Source organism: Nonomuraea sp. NPDC049695 (assembly GCF_040674955.1).
Taxonomy (GTDB): domain Bacteria; phylum Actinomycetota; class Actinomycetes; order Streptosporangiales; family Streptosporangiaceae; genus Nonomuraea; species Nonomuraea helvata.
This window is the reverse complement of record NZ_JBFANV010000136.1, coordinates 3,963-22,210: the sequence shown is the minus strand read 5'-3', so window position 1 is coordinate 22,210 and position 18,248 is coordinate 3,963. Positions and strand designations below refer to the sequence as shown.

Below are 18,248 nucleotides of genomic sequence, written 5' to 3'. Positions count from 1 at the left end.
CGAGAACTGCCTGCGACGCCTCGTCACGTACCTACCTCTTCCAGACTTCTGTCAGCTTATGTAGCCAACTGTCCGGAATCTTCGAGGCACCTCAGCACAGCCTATGGTGACGATGGCCCGTGGCGTGAATCGTTGGCTGAGTTTGCCGGCCATCTGCGCGGCAACCAGGAATGGGAGATTCATCAACAGCCACGAAAGGCCGGTCTGCAGTGCAGACCAGCCCAGCAGGTTCTGGAACAGCAGGGTGACGTAGTAGAGCATCCCGCCGAAGGCCAGGTAGCTGGTGAAGTAGATGACGCAGGCACCGAGGAACGCTGCGTTGCTGCGCACCGTTCTTGGGATCAGAGGGTCCCCGGCGCGGCGTTGCCATTGCACGAACGCCACGAGAACGATGCCACCGACGACAAGCGGCACCAGGGTTCGTGCCGGTACCCAGGGGACGTCGGTCGCGGTGGTCAGTCCGAAGGTCACCGCTGCCAGACCTACCGAGGCGAGCACAACACCCGGCACGTCAAGCGGCCTTGCCTCGGACGTCGCTGCTGCTCGGGGGACCGTCAGGACAATCAAGGCGACCGTGACGACCACGATCGGAAGGTTGACCCAGAAGACGGTTGCCCAGCCGAAGGTCGACAACAGTAGGCCGCCAATGACCGGGCCCGCGCCGAAGCCGATGCCCCCGATTGCTGCCCACCAGCCGATCGCATGACCGCGCTGCTGGGGTAGGTAGGTGTCGGTCAGCACGGCGAGGGTGAGCGCCAAGATGCCGGCTCCTCCGACACCCTGAGCGATACGCGCGCCAACCAGCGTGGCCGGATCGGGTGCCAACGCTGCTGCCGCCGAGCAGAGGCCGAAGATGACGAGTGCTGCCAACAGGACAGGCCGGTGCCCAAGCCGATCACCGAGTGCGCCCATCAACGGGATCAGCGCGGCCAGTCCGAGCGTGTAGCCACTGATGATCCACTCCAGGGCGCTCGGAGCCGCGTGGAGTTGATGTTGGATCGTCGGGAGGGCGACGTTGACGATGGTGACGTCGAGCTGGATCACGAAGCCGGCCAGGCACAGCGCCAACAGCGCCATCCGCCGACGTCGATTGACATCTAGGGTTGGCGCTGATGGGTTCGGGGTCCTCATATCGTGCTCCTGTCACGTTCTCGGTCGAAGGCGTGTCATAGGCACTGACACCCCGCAACACGAGGACGTGACTGATGGACTCTGCTGACCAGCTCAGCCGACGTTTTGAGGAGAGCCGCCAGCGACTGACCACGCTGGCCTATCGGGTCCTCGGCAACAGCGCGGATGCGCAGGACGCCGTCCAAGATGCCTGGATCCGCCTCAGCCGCCCGGGTGCAACAGACATCGACGCCGTCACCAACCTCGACGGGTGGATGACCACGGTCGTCTCACGCACCTGTCTCAACAAGCTCAGAGCCCGGGCCGCGCGACCCGAGAGCCCGCAGGCAGGACCGGGCCCCGAACTCCACGTGCGACCCGACCAGGCGCTAGGCCCGGAGGGTCAGGCCCTTTTGGCCGAACAGGTCAGCCTCGCGCTGCACATCGTCCTGGAGAGTCTGACGCCACCCGAGCGCCTCGCGTTCGTGCTTCACGACTCCTTCGGCATGTCCTTCAGCGAGATCGCAGGCGTCCTCGGCAAGTCGACCGGAGCGACCCGCCAGCTCGCCAGTCGCGCTCGCAGGCGAGTGCACGCCGTGGATCCGGCCGAGATCGAGACCGACCCCGCCCGTCAACGCAGTGTGGTCAACGCGTTTTTCGCAGCATCCCGAAACGGTGACCTCGACACCCTTCTCGCTCTGCTTCACCCCGAGATCACATTCCACGCTGATGGCGGAGCCACGCGGCCTACTGCGACCGCCACTATCCGCGGCCCGGAGAACGTGACCCGGCGCGCAGCGGCGTTCGCGATCCCAGAGGCCACCTTCCAGCCGGTCACGGTGAACGGCAGCGCGGCAGTCATCGTCCGCACCGACCACCAGCCCATCTCGATCATGGCCTTCGTGATCACACACGGCCGGATCACACAGATCTACTCACTGCTCGACCAGTCGCGCATCGACCACCTGGTCGGCACATCCGAATAGGCCCCCGCCCAGCCGCCAAGGCTCTGCTCACAACGTCTGCGGCCGCACCGTTCGATCAATGTGTCCGATCAGTACACCTAGTCACGCCGGGGCGACGGCGTCCGGTGCCCGTCGGAGCGCCGCAACCGGGGCAACCCCGGTGCTGCTTTCCATGGAGCGCCATGACCGGGGCACCTGGGTGCGGTGCCGCCGGGTTCCACTGCGCGCACTTGCGCGCGGTCGCCCACCACGCAGCCATGCGTCCGACTGCGAGTAGCCGCGCCTGGGCGCGGCCCATGAGGGGGGAGCGGGCGGACATTATCCAACGAGCCGGGTCACTCTGCGTTAGTCATGACGTTCGTGGGCAAAGGCGCGTTAACCTGACTCTGCGTGCTGCGGAGTCGGCGTTTCGGCGGCCATATTGTGAGAACCGCATGTCAGGGCCGCGTGTCTCGATAACATCGAGTGTCCTTGGCTCCGGCACGTGATGAGAGTGGCAGCAGATCGATGAGTTCGGTGACCGTACGTGTGCCTGCGAAGGTCAACGTACAGCTTTCTGTCGGCCCGCTCAGGGAAGATGGCTACCACGACCTGGTGAACGTCTTCCATGCGGTATCGATCTTCGACGAGGTGGTGGCGAAGGAGTCCGAGTCGATCACCGTGGTGGTGGACGGGAAGTGGTCCGACCAGGTTCCGACCGACGACGGCAACCTGGCGATCCGGGCCGCCCGGGCGCTCGCCAAGCACGCGGGCCGCACCTACGGCGCCGACCTGATCATCCGGAAGGACATCCCTGTGGCGGGCGGCATGGCGGGCGGCAGCGCCGACGCGGCCGGGGCGCTGGTGGCCTGCAATGAGCTGTGGGGGCTGGGGCTGCCGTTCGAGGACCTCATGGAGATCGCCGGCGATCTCGGCAGCGACGTGCCTTTCTCCCTGCTCGGGGGCACGGCGGTCGGCACCGGCCGGGGCGAGCAGCTGAGCGAGCTGCCTACTGGGGGCACGTTCCACTGGGTGTTCGCGCTGGCGGACGGCGGCCTCTCCACGGCCAGCGTGTACGCCGAGTGCGACCGCCTCAGAGCGGCCTCAGACGCCGAGGTCCCCTGGCCCCAGCTGGACGACTCCGTGATGGAGGCGCTGGGCACGGGTGACGCGTACTCACTTGGCGCCCACCTGAGCAACGACCTCCAGCCGGCCGCGCTCAGCCTGATGCCGGAGCTCGGTCTCACCCTGGAGGCGGGCCGCCAGCACGGGGCCCTGGGCGCGATCGTCTCGGGGTCGGGCCCGACGTGCGCCTTCCTGGCCATCGACGCACTCCACGCCCGCGACCTGGCCCACAGCCTGACCAGCACGGGAGCCGCCCACACCGCCGTAGCCGCCCACGGCCCGGTCCAGGGCGCCACCCTGGCCTGACCACGCCACCCGGCCAGGCACCCGCGCTCCGGCTCCGCGCGCTCCGGTGCCTCCGGGTTCGGCACGACCCGACTCCGGAATCACCGGGCCTGACATCTCAGGCCCGGCGCCGCCTTCCCCGCGGCGCCCATGTTCGGAGCGCCCACGTCCGGAGCGCCGCCGTCCTCAGCGCCCCGTCCTCAGCGCCGCCGTCCACGGAGGGTGTCGGGGCGGGCGGGGGACGGACGGAGAGCCGATACCCTGGGAAGGCCATGAATCTGGTCAATCTTGAGTCGGTTTCCCATGCCTATGGGCCCAAGCCACTCCTCACCGACGTATCCCTCGGCGTCGAGGCAGGCGAGCGCATCGGCGTCGTCGGGCGTAACGGAGGGGGAAAGACGACCCTGCTGTCCGTGATCGCCGGAGCGGTGCGGCCGGACAAGGGACGGGTCACGCACAACCGGGGTCTGCGGGTCGGCTTCCTGTCGCAGCACGACGCGCTGGATCCGAGCGCCACCGTACGGGAGATCGTCCTCGGCAGCCTGGCCGAGCACGAGTGGGCAGGGGACCAGCGGGTACGCGAGATCCTCGCCAACCTGGTCGGCGACCTCGACCTCGACGCCAAGGCCGGCGACCTGTCCGGTGGGGAGCGCAGGCGTACGGCGCTGGCACGGCTGCTCATCGACGACCATGACCTGATCATGCTGGACGAGCCCACGAACCACCTCGACATCGAGGCCATCGCCTGGCTTGCCGGCCACCTGGCGGGCGCGAAGAGCGCGCTGGTGGTCGTGACGCACGACCGGTGGTTCCTCGACGCCGTGTCCACCCGTACGTGGGAGGTCGTGGACGGGCGGGTCGAGCGGTACGAAGGCGGATATGCCGCTTACGTGCTCGCCAAGGCCGAGCGGGCGCGGATCGCACAGGCCGCCGAAGAGCGCCGCCAGAACCTCATGCGCAAGGAGATCGCCTGGCTGCGGCGCGGCCCGCCCGCCCGTACGTCCAAGCCGAAGTTCCGCATCGAGGCCGCCCAGGCCCTGATCGCGAACGAGCCCCCGGCGCGTGAGACCGTCGAGCTGATGCGGTTCGCCGCGGCGCGCCTCGGCAAGACCGTTTACGACCTCGAGGACGTCACCCTGCACGCGGGCGGGCCGGGCAACGGGCCGCTGGTGCTCGGGGATCTCACGTGGCAGTTCGGCCCGGGAGACCGGATCGGGCTGATCGGGGTGAACGGCTCCGGCAAGTCGTCCGTGCTGCGCCTGCTCGCCGGTACGGTGTCACCCGACTCCGGGCGCGTGATCAGGGGCAAGACGGTACGCCTCGCCCACCTGTCCCAGGAGCTCGCCGAGGTCGACCCGACGCGGCGGGTGCTGGAGTCGGTCGAGGAAGTACGCAAGTACCTCCAGCTCGGCAAGAGGGAGTGGACGGCCTCCCAGCTGCTCGAACGCCTCGGGTTCAAGGGCGAGGCCCAGTGGAAGGTCGTCGGTGACCTGTCGGGTGGCGAGAGGCGGCGGCTGCAGCTGCTCAGGCTGCTCATGGACGACCCCAACGTCCTGCTGCTCGACGAGCCCACCAACGACCTCGACATCGAGACGCTCAACGAGCTCGAGGACCTGCTGGACGGCTGGCCCGGCACGCTCGTCCTGGTGAGCCACGACCGCTACTTCCTGGAGCGGGTGACAGACCGGTGCGTGGCGCTGCTGGGTGACGGCAAGCTCTCGCTGCTGCCGGGCGGGGTGGACGAATACCTCGAACGCCGCGCCGCCGGCACCGCCGTGACCGCCCGCCTGGGCACCCCTGCCGGGGCGGCTCCCGTACCGGATCCCGTTGGCGCGGTCTCCGGCGACGGGGACCGCCCGGGGGCCACGTCCGCGCCGGGTCAGCCGGGCGCCGGACTGTCGGCCAAGGAGGAACGCGAGCTGCGCAAGGAGCTCAACCGCCTCGAACGCCAGCTCGACAAGCTGGGCGACCAGGAGTCCCGCCTCCACGCGGCCATGGCGGAAGCGGCCAGCGACTACGCCCGGCTCGGCTCCCTCGACGCCCAGCTGCGCGAGATCAACGCCCAGAAGGACACGATCGAAGCCGAGTGGCTCGAGCTCGCCGACCGCCTGGGCGACTGACAGCATCATCCTCATCCGCGACCATGTCCCGCACGATCGTGGGGACATGGTCGCGGGCCGGGCGGGACGACTGCCGGCGTGCGAGGCGGCGTCCCGGGCGCGGGACCGGCCAGCCGGCGCAGGCGCGGAGCGCCGACTGGGATACCGGCCGTGCGCGGGCACATGGGGCTGGAGCAGAGCGGGCAGTCTCGGGAGGCGTCGGACGGTGCGGGCAGTCTCGGGAGGCGTCGGACAGGGCAGGCAGTCTCGGGAGGCGTCGAAGGGGGCAGGCAGTCTCAGGAGGCGTCGAAGGGGGCGAGGAGCGTCCTGAGCAGAGACGCGAGCAGGCGCTGATCGTCGCCCCCCAGACCGGACAGCAGATCGTGCTCGCGCCGCAGCAGATCCGCGAATGCGGCGTCGACCCGTGCCAGACCGGTGTCCGTCAGGGACACCAGCACGCCGCGCCGGTCCTCCGGGTCCGGCCGGCGGCGCACCAGGCCCGCCTGCGCGAGCCGGTCGATGCGGTTGGTCATGGTCCCGGACGTGACGAGCGTGGCCCGCAGCAGCGCCCCCGGGCTGAGCTCGTACGGCTTGCCGGCCCGCCGCAGGGCCGTCAGCACGTCGAACTCCCACGGCTCCAGATCGTGCTCGGCGAACGCCGCCCGCCTGGCCCGGTCGAGATGCTTGGCCAGTCGTGACACCCTGGAGAGCACCTGGAGCGGCTCGACGTCGAGGTCGGGACGCTCCGCGCGCCAAGCCGCGACGAGACGGTCCACCTCGTCCCTAGCATCCTCGGTCATGACACAAGAGTGTACTGTCTTGACATCGAGATATCTCTCTCGATATCAATTATCTTCATGTCGAGAGATATCTGGGACCCGGTAACCTACTCCGTCTACGCGGACGAGCGGTCACGGCCGTTCGTCGAGCTGGTCTCCAGGGTCGGCGCGGTCGATCCCGATTATGTCGTGGACGCCGGCTGCGGCAGCGGCGAACTCACCGTTGAGCTGGCCCGACGCTGGCCCCGCGCGACCGTCGAAGGCTTCGACTCCTCGCCCGCGATGATCACCAAGGCCCGCGAGCTGCAGTCGAACGTCAGGTTCGCGGTGGCGGACGTGGCCACGTGGCGCCCCGACCGTCCGGTGGACGTGATCGTGTCGAACGCCGTCCTGCAGTGGGTGCCGGAGCACCGTGACGTGCTGGAGCACTGGATCGAGGCGCTGGCCTCGGGAGGGTGGCTGGCGTTCCAGGTGCCCGGCAACTTCGACGCGCCGAGCCACGTCGCCATTCGCGAGCTGTGCGCCTCCCGCGCCTGGTCCGACAGGCTCAGCGACGTCGTCAGGGCGCAGCCGGTCGACGACCCCCTCGATTACCTGGACCTGCTCAACCACGGCGGCACCCAGGTGGACGCGTGGGAGACGACCTACATGCACGTCCTGCAGGGTGAGAACCCGGTGCTCGACTGGGTCTCCGGCACCGCCCTGCGCCCCATGCTCGACCGGCTCGACCCGTCCGAGCAGCTCCGGTTCAAGAACGACCTGGCCAAGGCGCTGGCCGAGGTGTATCCGGCCAGGAGCTACGGCACTCCCTTCCCGTTCCGGCGGATCTTCGTCGTGGTGCAGAAGTGATCAAGCAGATTCATCATGTGCAGCTCGCCGCGCCCAGGGGCAGCGAGCCCGAGCTGAGGCGCTTCTACGAGGGCGTGCTGGGGCTCCGGGAAGTGCCCAAGCCGCCGGAGCTGGCCAAGCGCGGGGGCGTGTGGTTCAGGGGCGAGGGGGTAGAGGTCCACCTCGGCATCGAGGACGACTTCAGGCCCGCCCGAAAGGCCCATCCCGCGTTCCTGGTGGACGACCTCGACGCCTATGCCACTGGCGCGGAGATCGACGAGCTGTTCCCCGGCTATCGGCGGATCTATCTCTCGGACCCCGTGGGCAACAGGATCGAGCTGCTGCAAGCCGTGTGATGTTCACCTCAGAGTGGCATGATGTTCCGAAATCGGACCCTTGTGAGGTGTAATGGGCATCGAGATCGAGGACAAGTTCGACGTCACTCCCGACTACGCGATCCCGGACCTGAGCGGTCTGGCCGAGGTCGTGGGCCCGAAGAGCTATCAGCTCGTGGCCCTCTACTACGACACCCCCGACCTTCGACTGGCCACCCGGGGCATCACGCTCAGGAGGCGGCGAGGCGGCTCCGATCCCGGCTGGCACCTGAAGCTGCCCAAAGCCAAGGGGGCGCGCCAGGAGATCACGCACCCGCTCACCCGTAGCACGAAGATCGTGCCCCCTGAGCTGGCCGAGCTCGTCCGCGCCTACACCCGCGGCGCCGAGCTGCAGCCGGTCGCCGAGCTGGACACCCGCAGGAGCGTCACCGTCCTGCTCGACGGTGACACCAAGCTGGTCGAGATCGCCGACGACCACGTCAAGGGCACGGTGTTCCAGGACGAGCCCAAGATCGTACGGTGGCGCGAGGTCGAGGCGGAGCTGCTCGCCGAGGACCGCCGGGCCTTCCTCGCCAAGGTCGGCAAGCGCCTCAGGAAGGCGGGTGCGACGCCCTCGGCGGCCAGCAGCAAGCTCGCCAAACTGCTCGAACCCGCCCCGCTCCCCACGGCCCCCACCGAACCCGGCACGGCGGGCGAGACCGTCGTCGCCTACCTGGCCGGCCAGGTGGCCGCCCTGCTCGCGCAGGATCCGCGGGTACGCAGGGCCGAGGAGGACGCCGTCCACCAGATGCGCGTGGCCGCCCGCAGGCTGCGCAGCGCGCTCAAGGCGTTCAAGAGCATCGTGACCGACACCGGGCAGATCCAGGACGAGCTGCGCGGGCTCGGCGCAGTGCTCGGGGAGGCCCGGGACCTGGAGGTGATCAGGGCCAGGTTCGCCAGGGAGCTGGCCGACCTCCGGCCGGAGCTGGTCACCGGCCCCATCCAGACCCGGCTCGGCGAGGACCTGCACAAACGCGAGCAAGAGGCGTACGCGCGCATCGACGACCTGCTCAACAGCGACCGCTACTACGCCCTGCTCAACGCGCTCGACCAGCTCGTGTCCGCCCCGAACCTGGGCAAGGCGGCGGCCAAACCGGCCCAGGACAAGCTCTCCGCCATCGCCGCGGCGAACTGGGCCAGGGTGACGAAGGCGTACGACACCGCTCAGGCCATCGAAGACCCGGAACGTCGTGAAATAGCCATGCACGACGTGCGTAAGGCCGCCAAACGCGCTCGTTACACCGCCGAAGCACTCCAACCCACCCTTGGCGGGAGCATGGCCAAGCTGGCCAAGCTGGCCGAGGACATCCAGGAGATCCTGGGCGCGCACCAGGACGGCGTCGTCGCCCAGGAGACGCTGGCCAAGGAGGCCGAGAGCGCTCGTCAGGCAGGCGAGGACACGTTCACGTACGGACTGCTCATCGGGATCGAACGGAACACCGCCGAGCAGGCCCACGCCGATTTCCCCAGAGTCTGGGCACAGACCCTCAAGGCGGTTAAGAAGGTTCTATGAGGAACCTTCCCACCATCCCCTTCGAGCGGCGCAGCCTGCTCGACGTCCCCGACGAGTATCGGGACCTGCGCGCCGAAGAGGGCATCGCGAAGGTACGTACCCGGATGGGCGACGAGGTCTGGCTGGTCACCGGCTACGAGGATGCCCGCAGCCTGTTCAACGACCCCAGACTCGGCCGCTCGCATCCGGAGCCGGACAAGGCCGCGCGGCTGTCGGGCTCGGCGCTGCTCGGCGGCCCGCAGGGCGACGTGGCCACGGAGAAGGCCGACCACACCCGCATGCGCAGGCTGTTCATGCCGTCCTTCTCGGCGCGCAGGATGAAGGCGCTCAGGGACCACGTCGGCTCACTCGTCGATGAGCGGCTCGACCACCTCGCCAAGCTGACGCCGCCCGTGGACCTGCACGCCGAGCTCTCGTTCCCGCTGCCCGTGCTGGTCATCTGCCGACTGCTCGGCGTGCCGTACGAGGACAGGGAGTACTTCGGCGAAGTGTCGTCCCGCATGGGGGACATGCTGGACATGGAGCGGAGCGAGGTGGCTCGCGCGGAGCTCGGCGCGTACATGGCCGGGCTGATCGAGCGCAAGCGGCGCGAGCCCGCCGAGGACGTGCTGTCGGACCTGGCGAACGAGCTCGACGACGACGGGCGGATCGCCGAGCTGGCCGGCGGGCTGCTGTTCGCCGGGCATGAGACCACGGTCAACCGCATCGACTACGGCGTGCTGCTCCTCCTGGCCCACCCCGACCAGCGCGACCTGCTCATGGCCGACCCGGGCCTCGCCCCTGGCGCGGTCGAGGAGATCCTGCGCATGGTGGTGACGAGCCTGCACGGCCTGCCCAGGTACGCCCACGAGGACATCGAGATCGGCGGCCGTACGATCCGCAAGGGCGAGGCCGTCGTGATCCTCACGGGGGTGGCCAACCGGGACGAGCGGATCTATCCGGATCCGGACGTGTTCGACATCCGCCGAGCGCAGACCGACCCGCATCTGAGCTTCGGGTACGGCCCGCGCTTCTGCATCGGCGCGAGCCTGGCCAGGGTCGAGCTCGAGGCCGTGTTCGCCAGGCTGTTCCAGCGCTTCCCCACCCTGCGGCTGGCCGTGCCCATGGAGGAGCTGCCCCGCAACGAGGGGAGGATCGCGGACGGCTTCGCCCGGCTTCCGGTCACCTGGTGACTGATCAGGTCGTGTAGCGCTCGACGCTCACGACGCGCTCGCCCGCCCTGTGCAACACGGCGAACGCGCCCTTGCGCAGATGCACGCCCTGGCCGCTCAGCGTCCTGACCAGCTCGGGCAGCACCTTGCGGTGGCTGCACACGGCCGCGGGCACCGCGATCCGGCTGACCAGGTCGGTCGTCTTGTCCGGGTCGTAGCTCTCCTCGCCGAGCAGCGGTTCGGGCTTGATCTCCACCTCGACTCCGGTCGCGTACGGCTCCAGGGTCTGGACGCACCGGGCGGTGGGGGAGCTGATCAGCAGCTCGGGCCGGTAGGCGGGCAGCGCGGTGACCAGGTTCGCCGCCTGGGACCGGCCGTCGGCGTCGAGTGGGCGCAGCGCGTCGTCGTCCTGCCAGTCGTGCCTGGAGCCGGCCGAGCCGTGCCGTACGAGCACGAGGGGCACGGTCTCGAGCGGGGCGGCCCGCAGCGCGCGCAGCAACCCCACGTCCCATTCGTACGTCAGCAGCCGCCTGGCCTCCTCCACCGGCAGCCAGCGCAGCTCGTCCACCTCGTCGCCGGGGGAGAACCCGTCGTCGCCGGCCACCCGCGCCACCCAGTAGTCCACCCGCTTGAGCCGGCCGGCGCTGAGGTAGTGGACGGGCGGCAGCGCGCGGCCGAGCAGCACGGTCAGGCCGGTCTCCTCGTTCACCTCGCGCAGGGCGGCGGCGATCTCGTGCTCCCCGGACTTCAGCTTGCCCTTGGGGAAGGTCCAGTCGTCGTAGTTCGGTCGGTGGATGACGGCAACCTCGGGGCGGCTCTCCTCGCCCCTCCAGACCACGGCTCCGGCGGCGCGGAGCAGGTCAGTCATCAACGGTCCTCCAGCGGCGCGTGCCGATGAGATGGCTCTGGGGGTCCTCTCCCGGATGGCGGGCCCACGTGCCATCGGAGTTGAGCCACCACGCGTTCGTGGTGTCGGCCATGGCCAGGTCCATCAGCTCGATGAGGTAGGCCTTGTGCTGCGGCGAGGTCACCTTGACCAGGGCTTCGACGCGGCGATCGAGGTTCCTGCGCATGAGGTCGGCGCTGCCGATCCACACCTCGGGCCGGCGGCCCAGGCCGAACTCGTACACCCGGGAGTGCTCGAGGAAGCGCCCCAGGACCGACCTTACGCGGATATTTTCGGACAGATCGGGGATCCCTGGGCGGAGGCTGCAGATGCCCCGCACCCACACGTCCACCGGCACGCCGGCCCTGGACGCCCGGTAGAGCGCGTCGATGATCGGCTCGTCCACCAGGGAGTTCGTCTTGATCCTGATCCTCGCGGGCCGCCCCGCCTGCGCGTGGGCGATCTCCCGCTCGATCCTGGCCAGCAGCCCGCTGCGCATGGAGTGGGGCGCGACCAGCAGCCGGCGGTAGGCGGAGTGGTGGGAGTAGCCGGTCAGGTGGATGAACAGGTCCGTCACATCCTCCCCGACCAGCGGGTCCGCCGTGAGCAGGCCGAAGTCCTCGTACTGCCTGGCGGTCTTGGGGTTGTAGTTGCCGGTGCCGATGTGGCAGTAGCGGCGCAGCTCTCCCGACGGCTCCTGGCGGACCACGAGCGCGAGCTTGCAGTGGGTCTTCAGCCCGACCACGCCGTAGACGACGTGGCAGCCGGCCTTCTCCAGCTTGCGGGCCCAGGAGATGTTCGCGTGCTCGTCGAAGCGGGCCTTGATCTCCACGACGACCACGACCTGCTTGCCCGCCTCGGCCGCGTCGATCAGCGCGTCCACGATGGGCGACTCGCCGCTGGTGCGGTAGAGGGTCTGCTTGATCGCCAGCACCTTGGGATCGGCCGCGGCCACCTCGATGAAGCGCTGCACGCTGGTGGCGAACGAGTCGTACGGGTGGTGCAGGAGCACGTCCCGCTCGCGCAGGATCGAGAAGAGGTCGTCCTCGGCGTTGATCACCTCGGCGGGCACGAACGGCCGGTAGCTCAGCTCGCCCCGCTCCAGGTCGGCGATGGCGTGCAGGCCCGACAGGTCGAGCGGGCCCTGCACGCGGTAGATCTCGTGCGGCGCCAGCTCCAGCTCCTCCACCAGCGGCGCCAGCACCTCCGGGGTGATCGTGTTCTCGACCTCCAGCCGCACGGGCGGGCCGAAACGCCGCTTGAGCAGCTCCTTCTCCAGGGCCTGCATGAGGTTCTCGGTGACGTCCTCGTCCACGTCGAGATCCTCGTTCCTGGTGACGCGGAAAACGTGGTGCTGGAGGATCTCCATGCCCTTGAAGAGCTGTCCCAGATGCGCCGCGATGACGTCTTCGAGTGGGACGAACCTGTCTTTGGAGGCAGGTACGAACCGGGGCAGCTGCGACGGAACCTTGACCCGCGCGAAAACCGTATGATCGGTCGCCGGATTACGCACCAGAACCGCGAGATTCAGGCTGAGCCCGGAAATATACGGAAAAGGGTGTGCGGGGTCCACGGCCAGCGGCGTCAGCACCGGCCTGATCCGCTCCCTGAACAGCTTGCGCAGCTCCGTACGCTCCTCGCGGCCCAGGTCGTCCCACCTGACGATCTCGATGCCCTCGCTCGCCAGCTGCGGGCAGATCTGCTGGTGGAAGACCGCCGCGTGCCGCCTGGCCAGCTCGTCGGCGATCGTGCCGATCCTGGCCAGCTCCTCGCGCGGCTTCAACCCGCTCTTGGTACGCAGCAGCAGGCCGGTGGCCATGCGCCGTTTCAGGCCCGCGACCCGTACGCGGAAGAACTCGTCGAGATTGCTCGCGAAGATCGCCAGAAAGCGCACCCGCTCCAGAAGCGGGATCGACGGATCCTCGGCGAGCTCGAGGACGCGCTCGTTGAACTGGAGCCAGCTCTCCTCGCGATTGAGAAACCGCTCCTGAGGCAGGGGCAGGTCGTTGGGGGCTTGGAACGGTTCCGCGGACATATGACCTATATTGCCCCGTTTGATTGAACAGAACGTTAACGCGACCGCAACGGCTCATCCCGGCTGGTCAGCCACGCTCTACTCAATCGTCACCCAAGCCATCCCCGCTGTTCAAGCCCACGGCCCGCGGGGCCGTCACTCCGGATGGTCCACCTGTTCGAGGCGGGCGGCGCGTTCGGCCAGGCGGGCCTCGCGCTGGCGGATCTTCTCCTCGCGCTCGCGCGCCTTCTCCGCCTCCTTCAGCAGCCGCTCCCGCTCCTTGAGCTCGCGCACCCGTGCCTTCTCCGCCTCCTTGAGCTCCTTCTGCCGTGCCTTCTCGGCCTCCTTGAGCTCTTTCTCCCGCGCCTTCTCCAGCTCGCGCAGCTCCTTCTCGCTGGTGGTGCGCGGCCTGACCGGAGTGGCGGAGTGCCCGCGGGTCATGGCGGTGATCGACGGGCTGGGGTTGAGACCGGTCAGGCCGTTCCAGGCCAGGTTGACCAGGTGGGCGGCGACCTCCTCGCGCCCCGGCTTGCGTACGTCGAGCCACCACTGCCCGGTCAGCGCCACCATGCCGACCAGCATCTGGGCGTACATCGGCGCGAGCTTGGGGTCGTAGCCGCGCGCCGAGAACTCGTCGGCCAGGACGTCCTCGACCTGGCTGGCGATCTCGTTGATCAGGCTCGCGAACGTGCCGGTGCCGGAGGCGGCGTGGGAGTCGCGTACGAGGATGCGGAAGCCCTCGCTGCTCTCCTCGATGTACTGGAGCAGTGCCAGCGCGGCCCGCTCCAGCTTGACCAGTGAATGGGATGCGGCCAGACCCTCGGTGATCATGCCGAGCAACTTCTGCATCTCGCGGTCCACCACGACCGCGTAGACGCCTTCCTTGCCGCCGAAATGCTCGTATACCACGGGTTTCGACACCTGTGCGGTAGCTGCGATTTCCTCGATAGAGGTCCCGTCGAACCCCTTCTCCGCGAAGAGGGTGCGGCTGATGTGGATCAGCTGCTCTCTGCGCTCGCTGCCGGACATACGCCTGCGAGATCGGGGTTCGGTCACGGTCTCCATAATGACGGCCACCGATACGTGACCGTTCGTCGGCTGATCGACGTCAGGCAATGCGCTTCGCCGCCAGACGCTCAGGCGTCGGCCAGCGGACGTCGTATACCCAACCGAGCCGCTCGAAGATCCGGATGAGGCCGGCGCTCAGGTCGATCTGCCCCTTGAGCACGCCGTGCCGGGCGCAGGTCGGGTCGGAGTGGTGCAGGTTGTGCCAGGACTCGCCGAAGGACGGGATGGCCAGCCACCAGACGTTGCGCGACTTGTCGCGGACCTGGAAGTCCTCCTCGCCGAAGACGTGGCAGATCGAGTTGATCGACCAGGTCACGTGGTGCAGCAGCCCGATGCGTACGATCGAGCCCCAGAACAGCGCGGTCACCGCGCCCTGCCAGGACCAGGTGACGAGCCCGCCGATCACGCCGGGGAGCACGATCGAGGAGATGGCGAGCGCGCCGAACCACTTGTGCAGCTTGAGCACGTCCTGGTCCTTGCACAGGTCCGGGGCGTACTTCTCCCTGTTGGTCCGCTCGCTCTCGAACAGCCAGCCCATGTGGGCGTAGAGCAGGCCCTTGGACATGGACTTGAAGCCGGGCCCGAAGCGCCACGGCGAGTGCGGGTCGCCCTCCTTGTCGGAGAACTTGTGGTGCTTGCGGTGCGTGGCCACCCAGTCGAGCACGGACATCTCCAGCGACAGGCTGCCCGCGATGCCCATCGCGATCTTCAGCGGGCGCTTGGCCTTGAACGAGCCGTGCGTGAAGTAGCGGTGCAGCCCGACGGTCACGCCGAGCCCGGAGACCATGTAGAAGACGAAGGAGATGGCGATGTCCGTCCAGCCCAGGCCCCATCCCCATGCGAACGGCACCGCGACCGCGACCGCGATCAGCGGCAGTCCGACGACCAGCCCGAAGGTGACCAGCTCTGCCTTGGATTTCGGCTCGGGTTCGAAGTCAGGCTTCGGGCCTGGCGTTGGGCGCTCGGCGAGAACGGTCATGGACGACCTCCAATGGCGTGTATGAGGATGTATGTCCGGGCTACGCCACCGTAACCTACGCTAGCGTAAGTAAGGAAGACCTAAGCCGTGAATGTGGGGAAGCTGACTCTGTGCGCGGCAAGGTGGGTAGGGTTCGTGTCTTGCGCCTTTTAGGGCGGTCTGTTATATGGAGGACGCGCCGTGCGCCGTCGCCACCAGGAGACTTCTGCTTCCCTCCCGTGCGGGAGCTAATTACGGGCGCGCGCCGGGGTGCGGGCTCGGTATCGTAGGGGGGTGTCGGACGCCAGGCGTCCGACCTATCCCGGATCGTCTAATCGGCAGGACAAGTGGTTTTGGTCCACTTTGTAGGGGTTCGAGTCCTCTTCCGGGAGCTGTGACCTGCTCCCCGGCGCAAATGTTCAGGGCGCGGCCAGGTATCCTCACGGTGTCGGGAGGGTAGCGGTGCGGTAGACGTACCGAATGCCCTGATCCGTCCAGTCACAGGGAGCCTCAGTCCGTGAGTGTGCCGCGCCCGGCAGCCGTCATCGTCCTCGCCGCCGGCGAGGGCACCCGGATGAAGAGCCAGACCCCGAAGGTCCTGCACGAGCTATGTGGCCGCGCATTGGTGGACCACATGCTCGCAGCCGCCCGCGACCTCGGTCCTGAGCAGCTGATCGTCGTCATCGGCCACGCGCTGGAGCGGGTCGGCGGTCACCTGGCCGCCACCAGCCCCGACGCCCGCGCCGTCGTCCAGCGTGAGCAGCGCGGCACCGGCCACGCGGTCCGCACCGTGATCGAGGAGGTCGGCGAGATCTCCGGCACGGTGCTGGTCACGTACGGGGATGTGCCGCTGCTACGCACCCAGACCCTCGCCGAGCTGCTCGAACGGCACGAGACCGAGGGCAACGCGGTCACCGTGCTGACCGCCCATGTGCCCGATCCGACCGGCTACGGGCGGATCATCCGCGACGAGAGCGGCGCCGTGCTGGAGATCGTCGAGGAGAAGGACGCCACTCCGGAGCAGCGCGCCATCAAGGAGATGAACTCCGGCATCTACGCCTTCGACGGCGCCCTCCTCGCCGACGCCGTCAAGCGCGTGTCCACCGACAACGCCCAGGGCGAGGAGTACCTCACCGACGTCCTCGCCATCCTGCGCGGCGACGGCCACCGGGTCGGCGCCTGTGTGGCGGGCGACCGCGTCGAGGTCGAGGGCGTCAACGACCGGGTGCAGCTCGCCGCCGCCCGTAAGGTGCTCAACGAGCGCCTGCTCGAAGACCACATGCGCGCCGGGGTGACGATCGTCGACCCCGGCAGCACCTGGATCGACGTCGGCGTGCGCATCGCGCCCGACACGGTCATCCACCCCGGCACCCAGCTCCACGGCGACACCGTCATCGAGACCGGTGCCGAGGTCGGCCCCGCCACCACGCTGACCGACACCCGCGTCGGCGAGGGGGCGACGGTCCGCAACGCCGTCTGCGACAGCGCCGAGATCGGCCCGGAGGCCAACGTCGGCCCCTACGCGTACCTGCGCCCCGGCACGGTGCTGGGCCGCAAGTCCAAGGCCGGCACGTTCGTCGAGATGAAGAACACCAAGGTCGGCGAGCGCTCCAAAGTGCCGCACCTGTCCTACGCGGGAGACGCCACGATCGGTGACGACGTCAACATCGGCGCCGCCGTGGTGTTCGTCAACTACGACGGGGTCAACAAGCATCGCTCCACCGTGCGCGACGGCGCGTTCGTGGGCTGCGACTCGATGCTGGTCGCTCCCGTGACCATCGGGGACGGCGCCTACACGGCCGCCGGCTCCGTCATCGACAGCGACGTGCCCCCTGGCGCCATCGGCGTCGCCCGAGCGAGGCAGCGCAACATCGAGAAGTGGGTCTTGCGCAGGCGCGCGGGCACGAAGTCGGCCGCGGCCGCCGAGCGGGCGCTGGCCGAGCAAGAGCAGCAGGAGAGTGGGACGTGAGCAGTATCAAACAACCCGGTGAGAAGAACCTCATGCTCTTCTCCGGCCGGGCCTACCCGGAGCTGGCCGATGAGGTCGCCCAGCACGTCGGCGTCTCCCTGACCCCCACGAAGCTGATCGACTTCGCCAATGGCGAGATCTACGCCCGTTATCTGGAGTCCGTACGAGGCTGCGACGCCTTCGTCATCCAGAGCCACACCGCCCCCATCAACCAGTGGATCATGGAACAGCTCATCATGGTCGACGCGCTGAAGCGGGCCTCCGCCAAGCGCATCACCGTGGTGATGCCGTTCTTCGGCTACGCCCGTCAGGACAAGAAGGGCCGTGGCCGCGAGCCGATCACGGCCAGGCTGATGGCCGACCTGTTCAAGACCGCGGGCGCCGACCGGCTCATGTCGATCGACCTGCACACCTCGCAGATCCAGGGCTTCTTCGACGGCCCGGTCGACCACCTGTTCGCCATGCCGGTGCTGGAGAGCTACCTCAAGAACAAGCTCGACCTGGAGAACACCACGATCGTCTCGCCCGACACCGGGCGCGTGCGCCTGTCGGAGCGCTGGGCCGACACGCTCGGCACGCCGCTGGCGTTCATCCACAAGCGCCGCGACCTCGACGTGGCCAACCAGGTGAAGGTCAGCGAGGTCGTCGGAAAGGTACGCGGCCGCACCTGCGTGCTGATCGACGACATGATCGACACCGCGGGCACCATCTGCAAGGCCGCCGACGCGCTCTACGAGCAGGGCGCCACCAACGTGATCACCGCCGCCACCCACGCGGTCTTCTCCGACCCCGCCGTGGACCGGCTGAAGAACTCCCGGATCTCCGAGGTCATCGTCACCAACACGCTGCCGCTGCCGGAGGCCAGCAGGTTCGACAAGCTGACGGTCCTGTCGATCGCGCCGCTCATCGCCCGCGCGATCACCGAGATCTTCCAGGACGGGTCCGTCACGAGCTTGTTCGAAGGGGACACGTAAGCTGTGATGGATCCGCAGCGCAGCGAGGACATCCATCACAGCCTTCCGAGCGGAGCTCGGCAAATGGCGCTGTTGGATCCGCAGCGCAGCGAGGACATCCATCACAGCCTTCCGAGCGGAGCTCGGCAAATGGCGCTGTTGGATCCGCAGCGCAGCGAGGACATCCATCAC

General features: G+C 68.5%; 15 protein-coding genes and 1 tRNA gene. 10 read left to right on the top strand and 6 right to left on the bottom strand.

Annotated features, from left to right (window positions below):
- Positions 1-51: 51 nt before the first annotated feature.
- Positions 52-1,077 carry an MFS transporter gene (locus tag AB0J64_RS53300; protein ID WP_364045554.1) on the bottom strand — a complete coding sequence of 342 codons (1,026 nt, stop codon included), beginning with the start codon at positions 1,075-1,077 and terminating at the stop codon, positions 52-54.
- Between the two features lie 128 nt (positions 1,078-1,205).
- On the opposite strand from AB0J64_RS53300, the gene AB0J64_RS53295 reads away from it, so the two are divergent.
- The 3 genes from AB0J64_RS53295 (at position 1,206) to AB0J64_RS53285 (ending at position 5,584) form a co-directional block, all read left to right on the top strand.
- Positions 1,206-2,096 (top strand): sigma-70 family RNA polymerase sigma factor, encoded by an 891-nt coding sequence (locus AB0J64_RS53295; RefSeq protein ID WP_364045552.1) that lies wholly within the window; start codon positions 1,206-1,208, stop codon positions 2,094-2,096.
- Positions 2,097-2,582: 486 nt separating this feature from the next.
- Entirely contained in the window at positions 2,583-3,485 is a 903-nt protein-coding gene (locus tag AB0J64_RS53290; protein WP_364045550.1) for a 4-(cytidine 5'-diphospho)-2-C-methyl-D-erythritol kinase, read from the top strand.
- Positions 3,486-3,736: 251 nt separating this feature from the next.
- Complete coding sequence (locus AB0J64_RS53285) at positions 3,737-5,584, top strand: ABC-F family ATP-binding cassette domain-containing protein (protein ID WP_364045548.1); 1,848 nt, start codon at positions 3,737-3,739, stop codon at positions 5,582-5,584.
- 275 nt (positions 5,585-5,859) lie between these two features.
- On the opposite strand, the gene AB0J64_RS53280 is transcribed toward AB0J64_RS53285, so the two are convergent.
- Positions 5,860-6,363, bottom strand: coding sequence for a MarR family transcriptional regulator (locus AB0J64_RS53280; RefSeq protein WP_364045546.1), 504 nt, complete (start codon positions 6,361-6,363; stop codon positions 5,860-5,862).
- 57 nt (positions 6,364-6,420) lie between these two features.
- Here AB0J64_RS53280 and AB0J64_RS53275 point away from each other — a divergent pair, with 57 nt between their 5' ends.
- From AB0J64_RS53275 to AB0J64_RS53260, 4 genes are read left to right on the top strand one after another with little or no spacing between them, the layout of a single operon-like run.
- Complete coding sequence (locus tag AB0J64_RS53275; protein ID WP_364045544.1) at positions 6,421-7,191, top strand: trans-aconitate 2-methyltransferase; 771 nt, start codon at positions 6,421-6,423, stop codon at positions 7,189-7,191.
- Positions 7,188-7,526, top strand: a complete 339-nt coding sequence (locus AB0J64_RS53270; RefSeq protein ID WP_364045542.1) for a glyoxalase — start codon at positions 7,188-7,190, stop codon at positions 7,524-7,526. Before AB0J64_RS53275 ends, AB0J64_RS53270 begins: the two co-directional genes overlap by 4 nt.
- A 52-nt stretch (positions 7,527-7,578) precedes the next feature.
- A complete protein-coding gene (locus tag AB0J64_RS53265; protein WP_364045540.1) occupies positions 7,579-9,057 on the top strand; it encodes a CYTH and CHAD domain-containing protein in 1,479 nt (492 codons plus the stop codon).
- Entirely contained in the window at positions 9,054-10,229 is a 1,176-nt protein-coding gene (locus AB0J64_RS53260) for a cytochrome P450 (protein WP_364045538.1), read from the top strand. Before AB0J64_RS53265 ends, AB0J64_RS53260 begins: the two co-directional genes overlap by 4 nt.
- Before the next feature lie 4 nt (positions 10,230-10,233).
- Here AB0J64_RS53260 and AB0J64_RS53255 read toward each other — a convergent pair whose 3' ends face one another.
- The 4 genes from AB0J64_RS53255 to AB0J64_RS53240 all read right to left on the bottom strand — a co-directional run bounded on the left by AB0J64_RS53255 (position 10,234) and on the right by AB0J64_RS53240 (position 15,155).
- A complete protein-coding gene (locus AB0J64_RS53255; protein WP_364045536.1) occupies positions 10,234-11,076 on the bottom strand; it encodes an NUDIX hydrolase in 843 nt (280 codons plus the stop codon).
- Positions 11,069-13,129, bottom strand: a complete 2,061-nt coding sequence (locus AB0J64_RS53250; RefSeq protein ID WP_364045534.1) for an RNA degradosome polyphosphate kinase — start codon at positions 13,127-13,129, stop codon at positions 11,069-11,071. The genes AB0J64_RS53255 and AB0J64_RS53250 overlap by 8 nt, the downstream gene beginning before the upstream one ends.
- A gap of 135 nt (positions 13,130-13,264) precedes the next feature.
- Positions 13,265-14,137: a TetR/AcrR family transcriptional regulator gene (locus AB0J64_RS53245; protein WP_364045556.1), complete on the bottom strand. Its 873-nt coding sequence runs from the start codon at positions 14,135-14,137 to the stop codon at positions 13,265-13,267.
- Between the two features lie 79 nt (positions 14,138-14,216).
- Complete coding sequence (locus tag AB0J64_RS53240; RefSeq protein ID WP_364045532.1) at positions 14,217-15,155, bottom strand: acyl-CoA desaturase; 939 nt, start codon at positions 15,153-15,155, stop codon at positions 14,217-14,219.
- 299 nt (positions 15,156-15,454) lie between these two features.
- On the opposite strand from AB0J64_RS53240, the gene AB0J64_RS53235 reads away from it, so the two are divergent.
- From AB0J64_RS53235 to AB0J64_RS53225, 3 genes are all read left to right on the top strand, one after another.
- Positions 15,455-15,526 (top strand) — tRNA-Gln (locus AB0J64_RS53235).
- A gap of 125 nt (positions 15,527-15,651) precedes the next feature.
- Positions 15,652-17,103 (top strand): bifunctional UDP-N-acetylglucosamine diphosphorylase/glucosamine-1-phosphate N-acetyltransferase GlmU, encoded by a 1,452-nt coding sequence (glmU, locus tag AB0J64_RS53230; protein WP_364045530.1) that lies wholly within the window; start codon positions 15,652-15,654, stop codon positions 17,101-17,103.
- A complete protein-coding gene (locus tag AB0J64_RS53225; protein ID WP_364045528.1) occupies positions 17,100-18,077 on the top strand; it encodes a ribose-phosphate diphosphokinase in 978 nt (325 codons plus the stop codon). The genes glmU and AB0J64_RS53225 overlap by 4 nt, the downstream gene beginning before the upstream one ends.
- Positions 18,078-18,248: the final 171 nt, after the last annotated feature.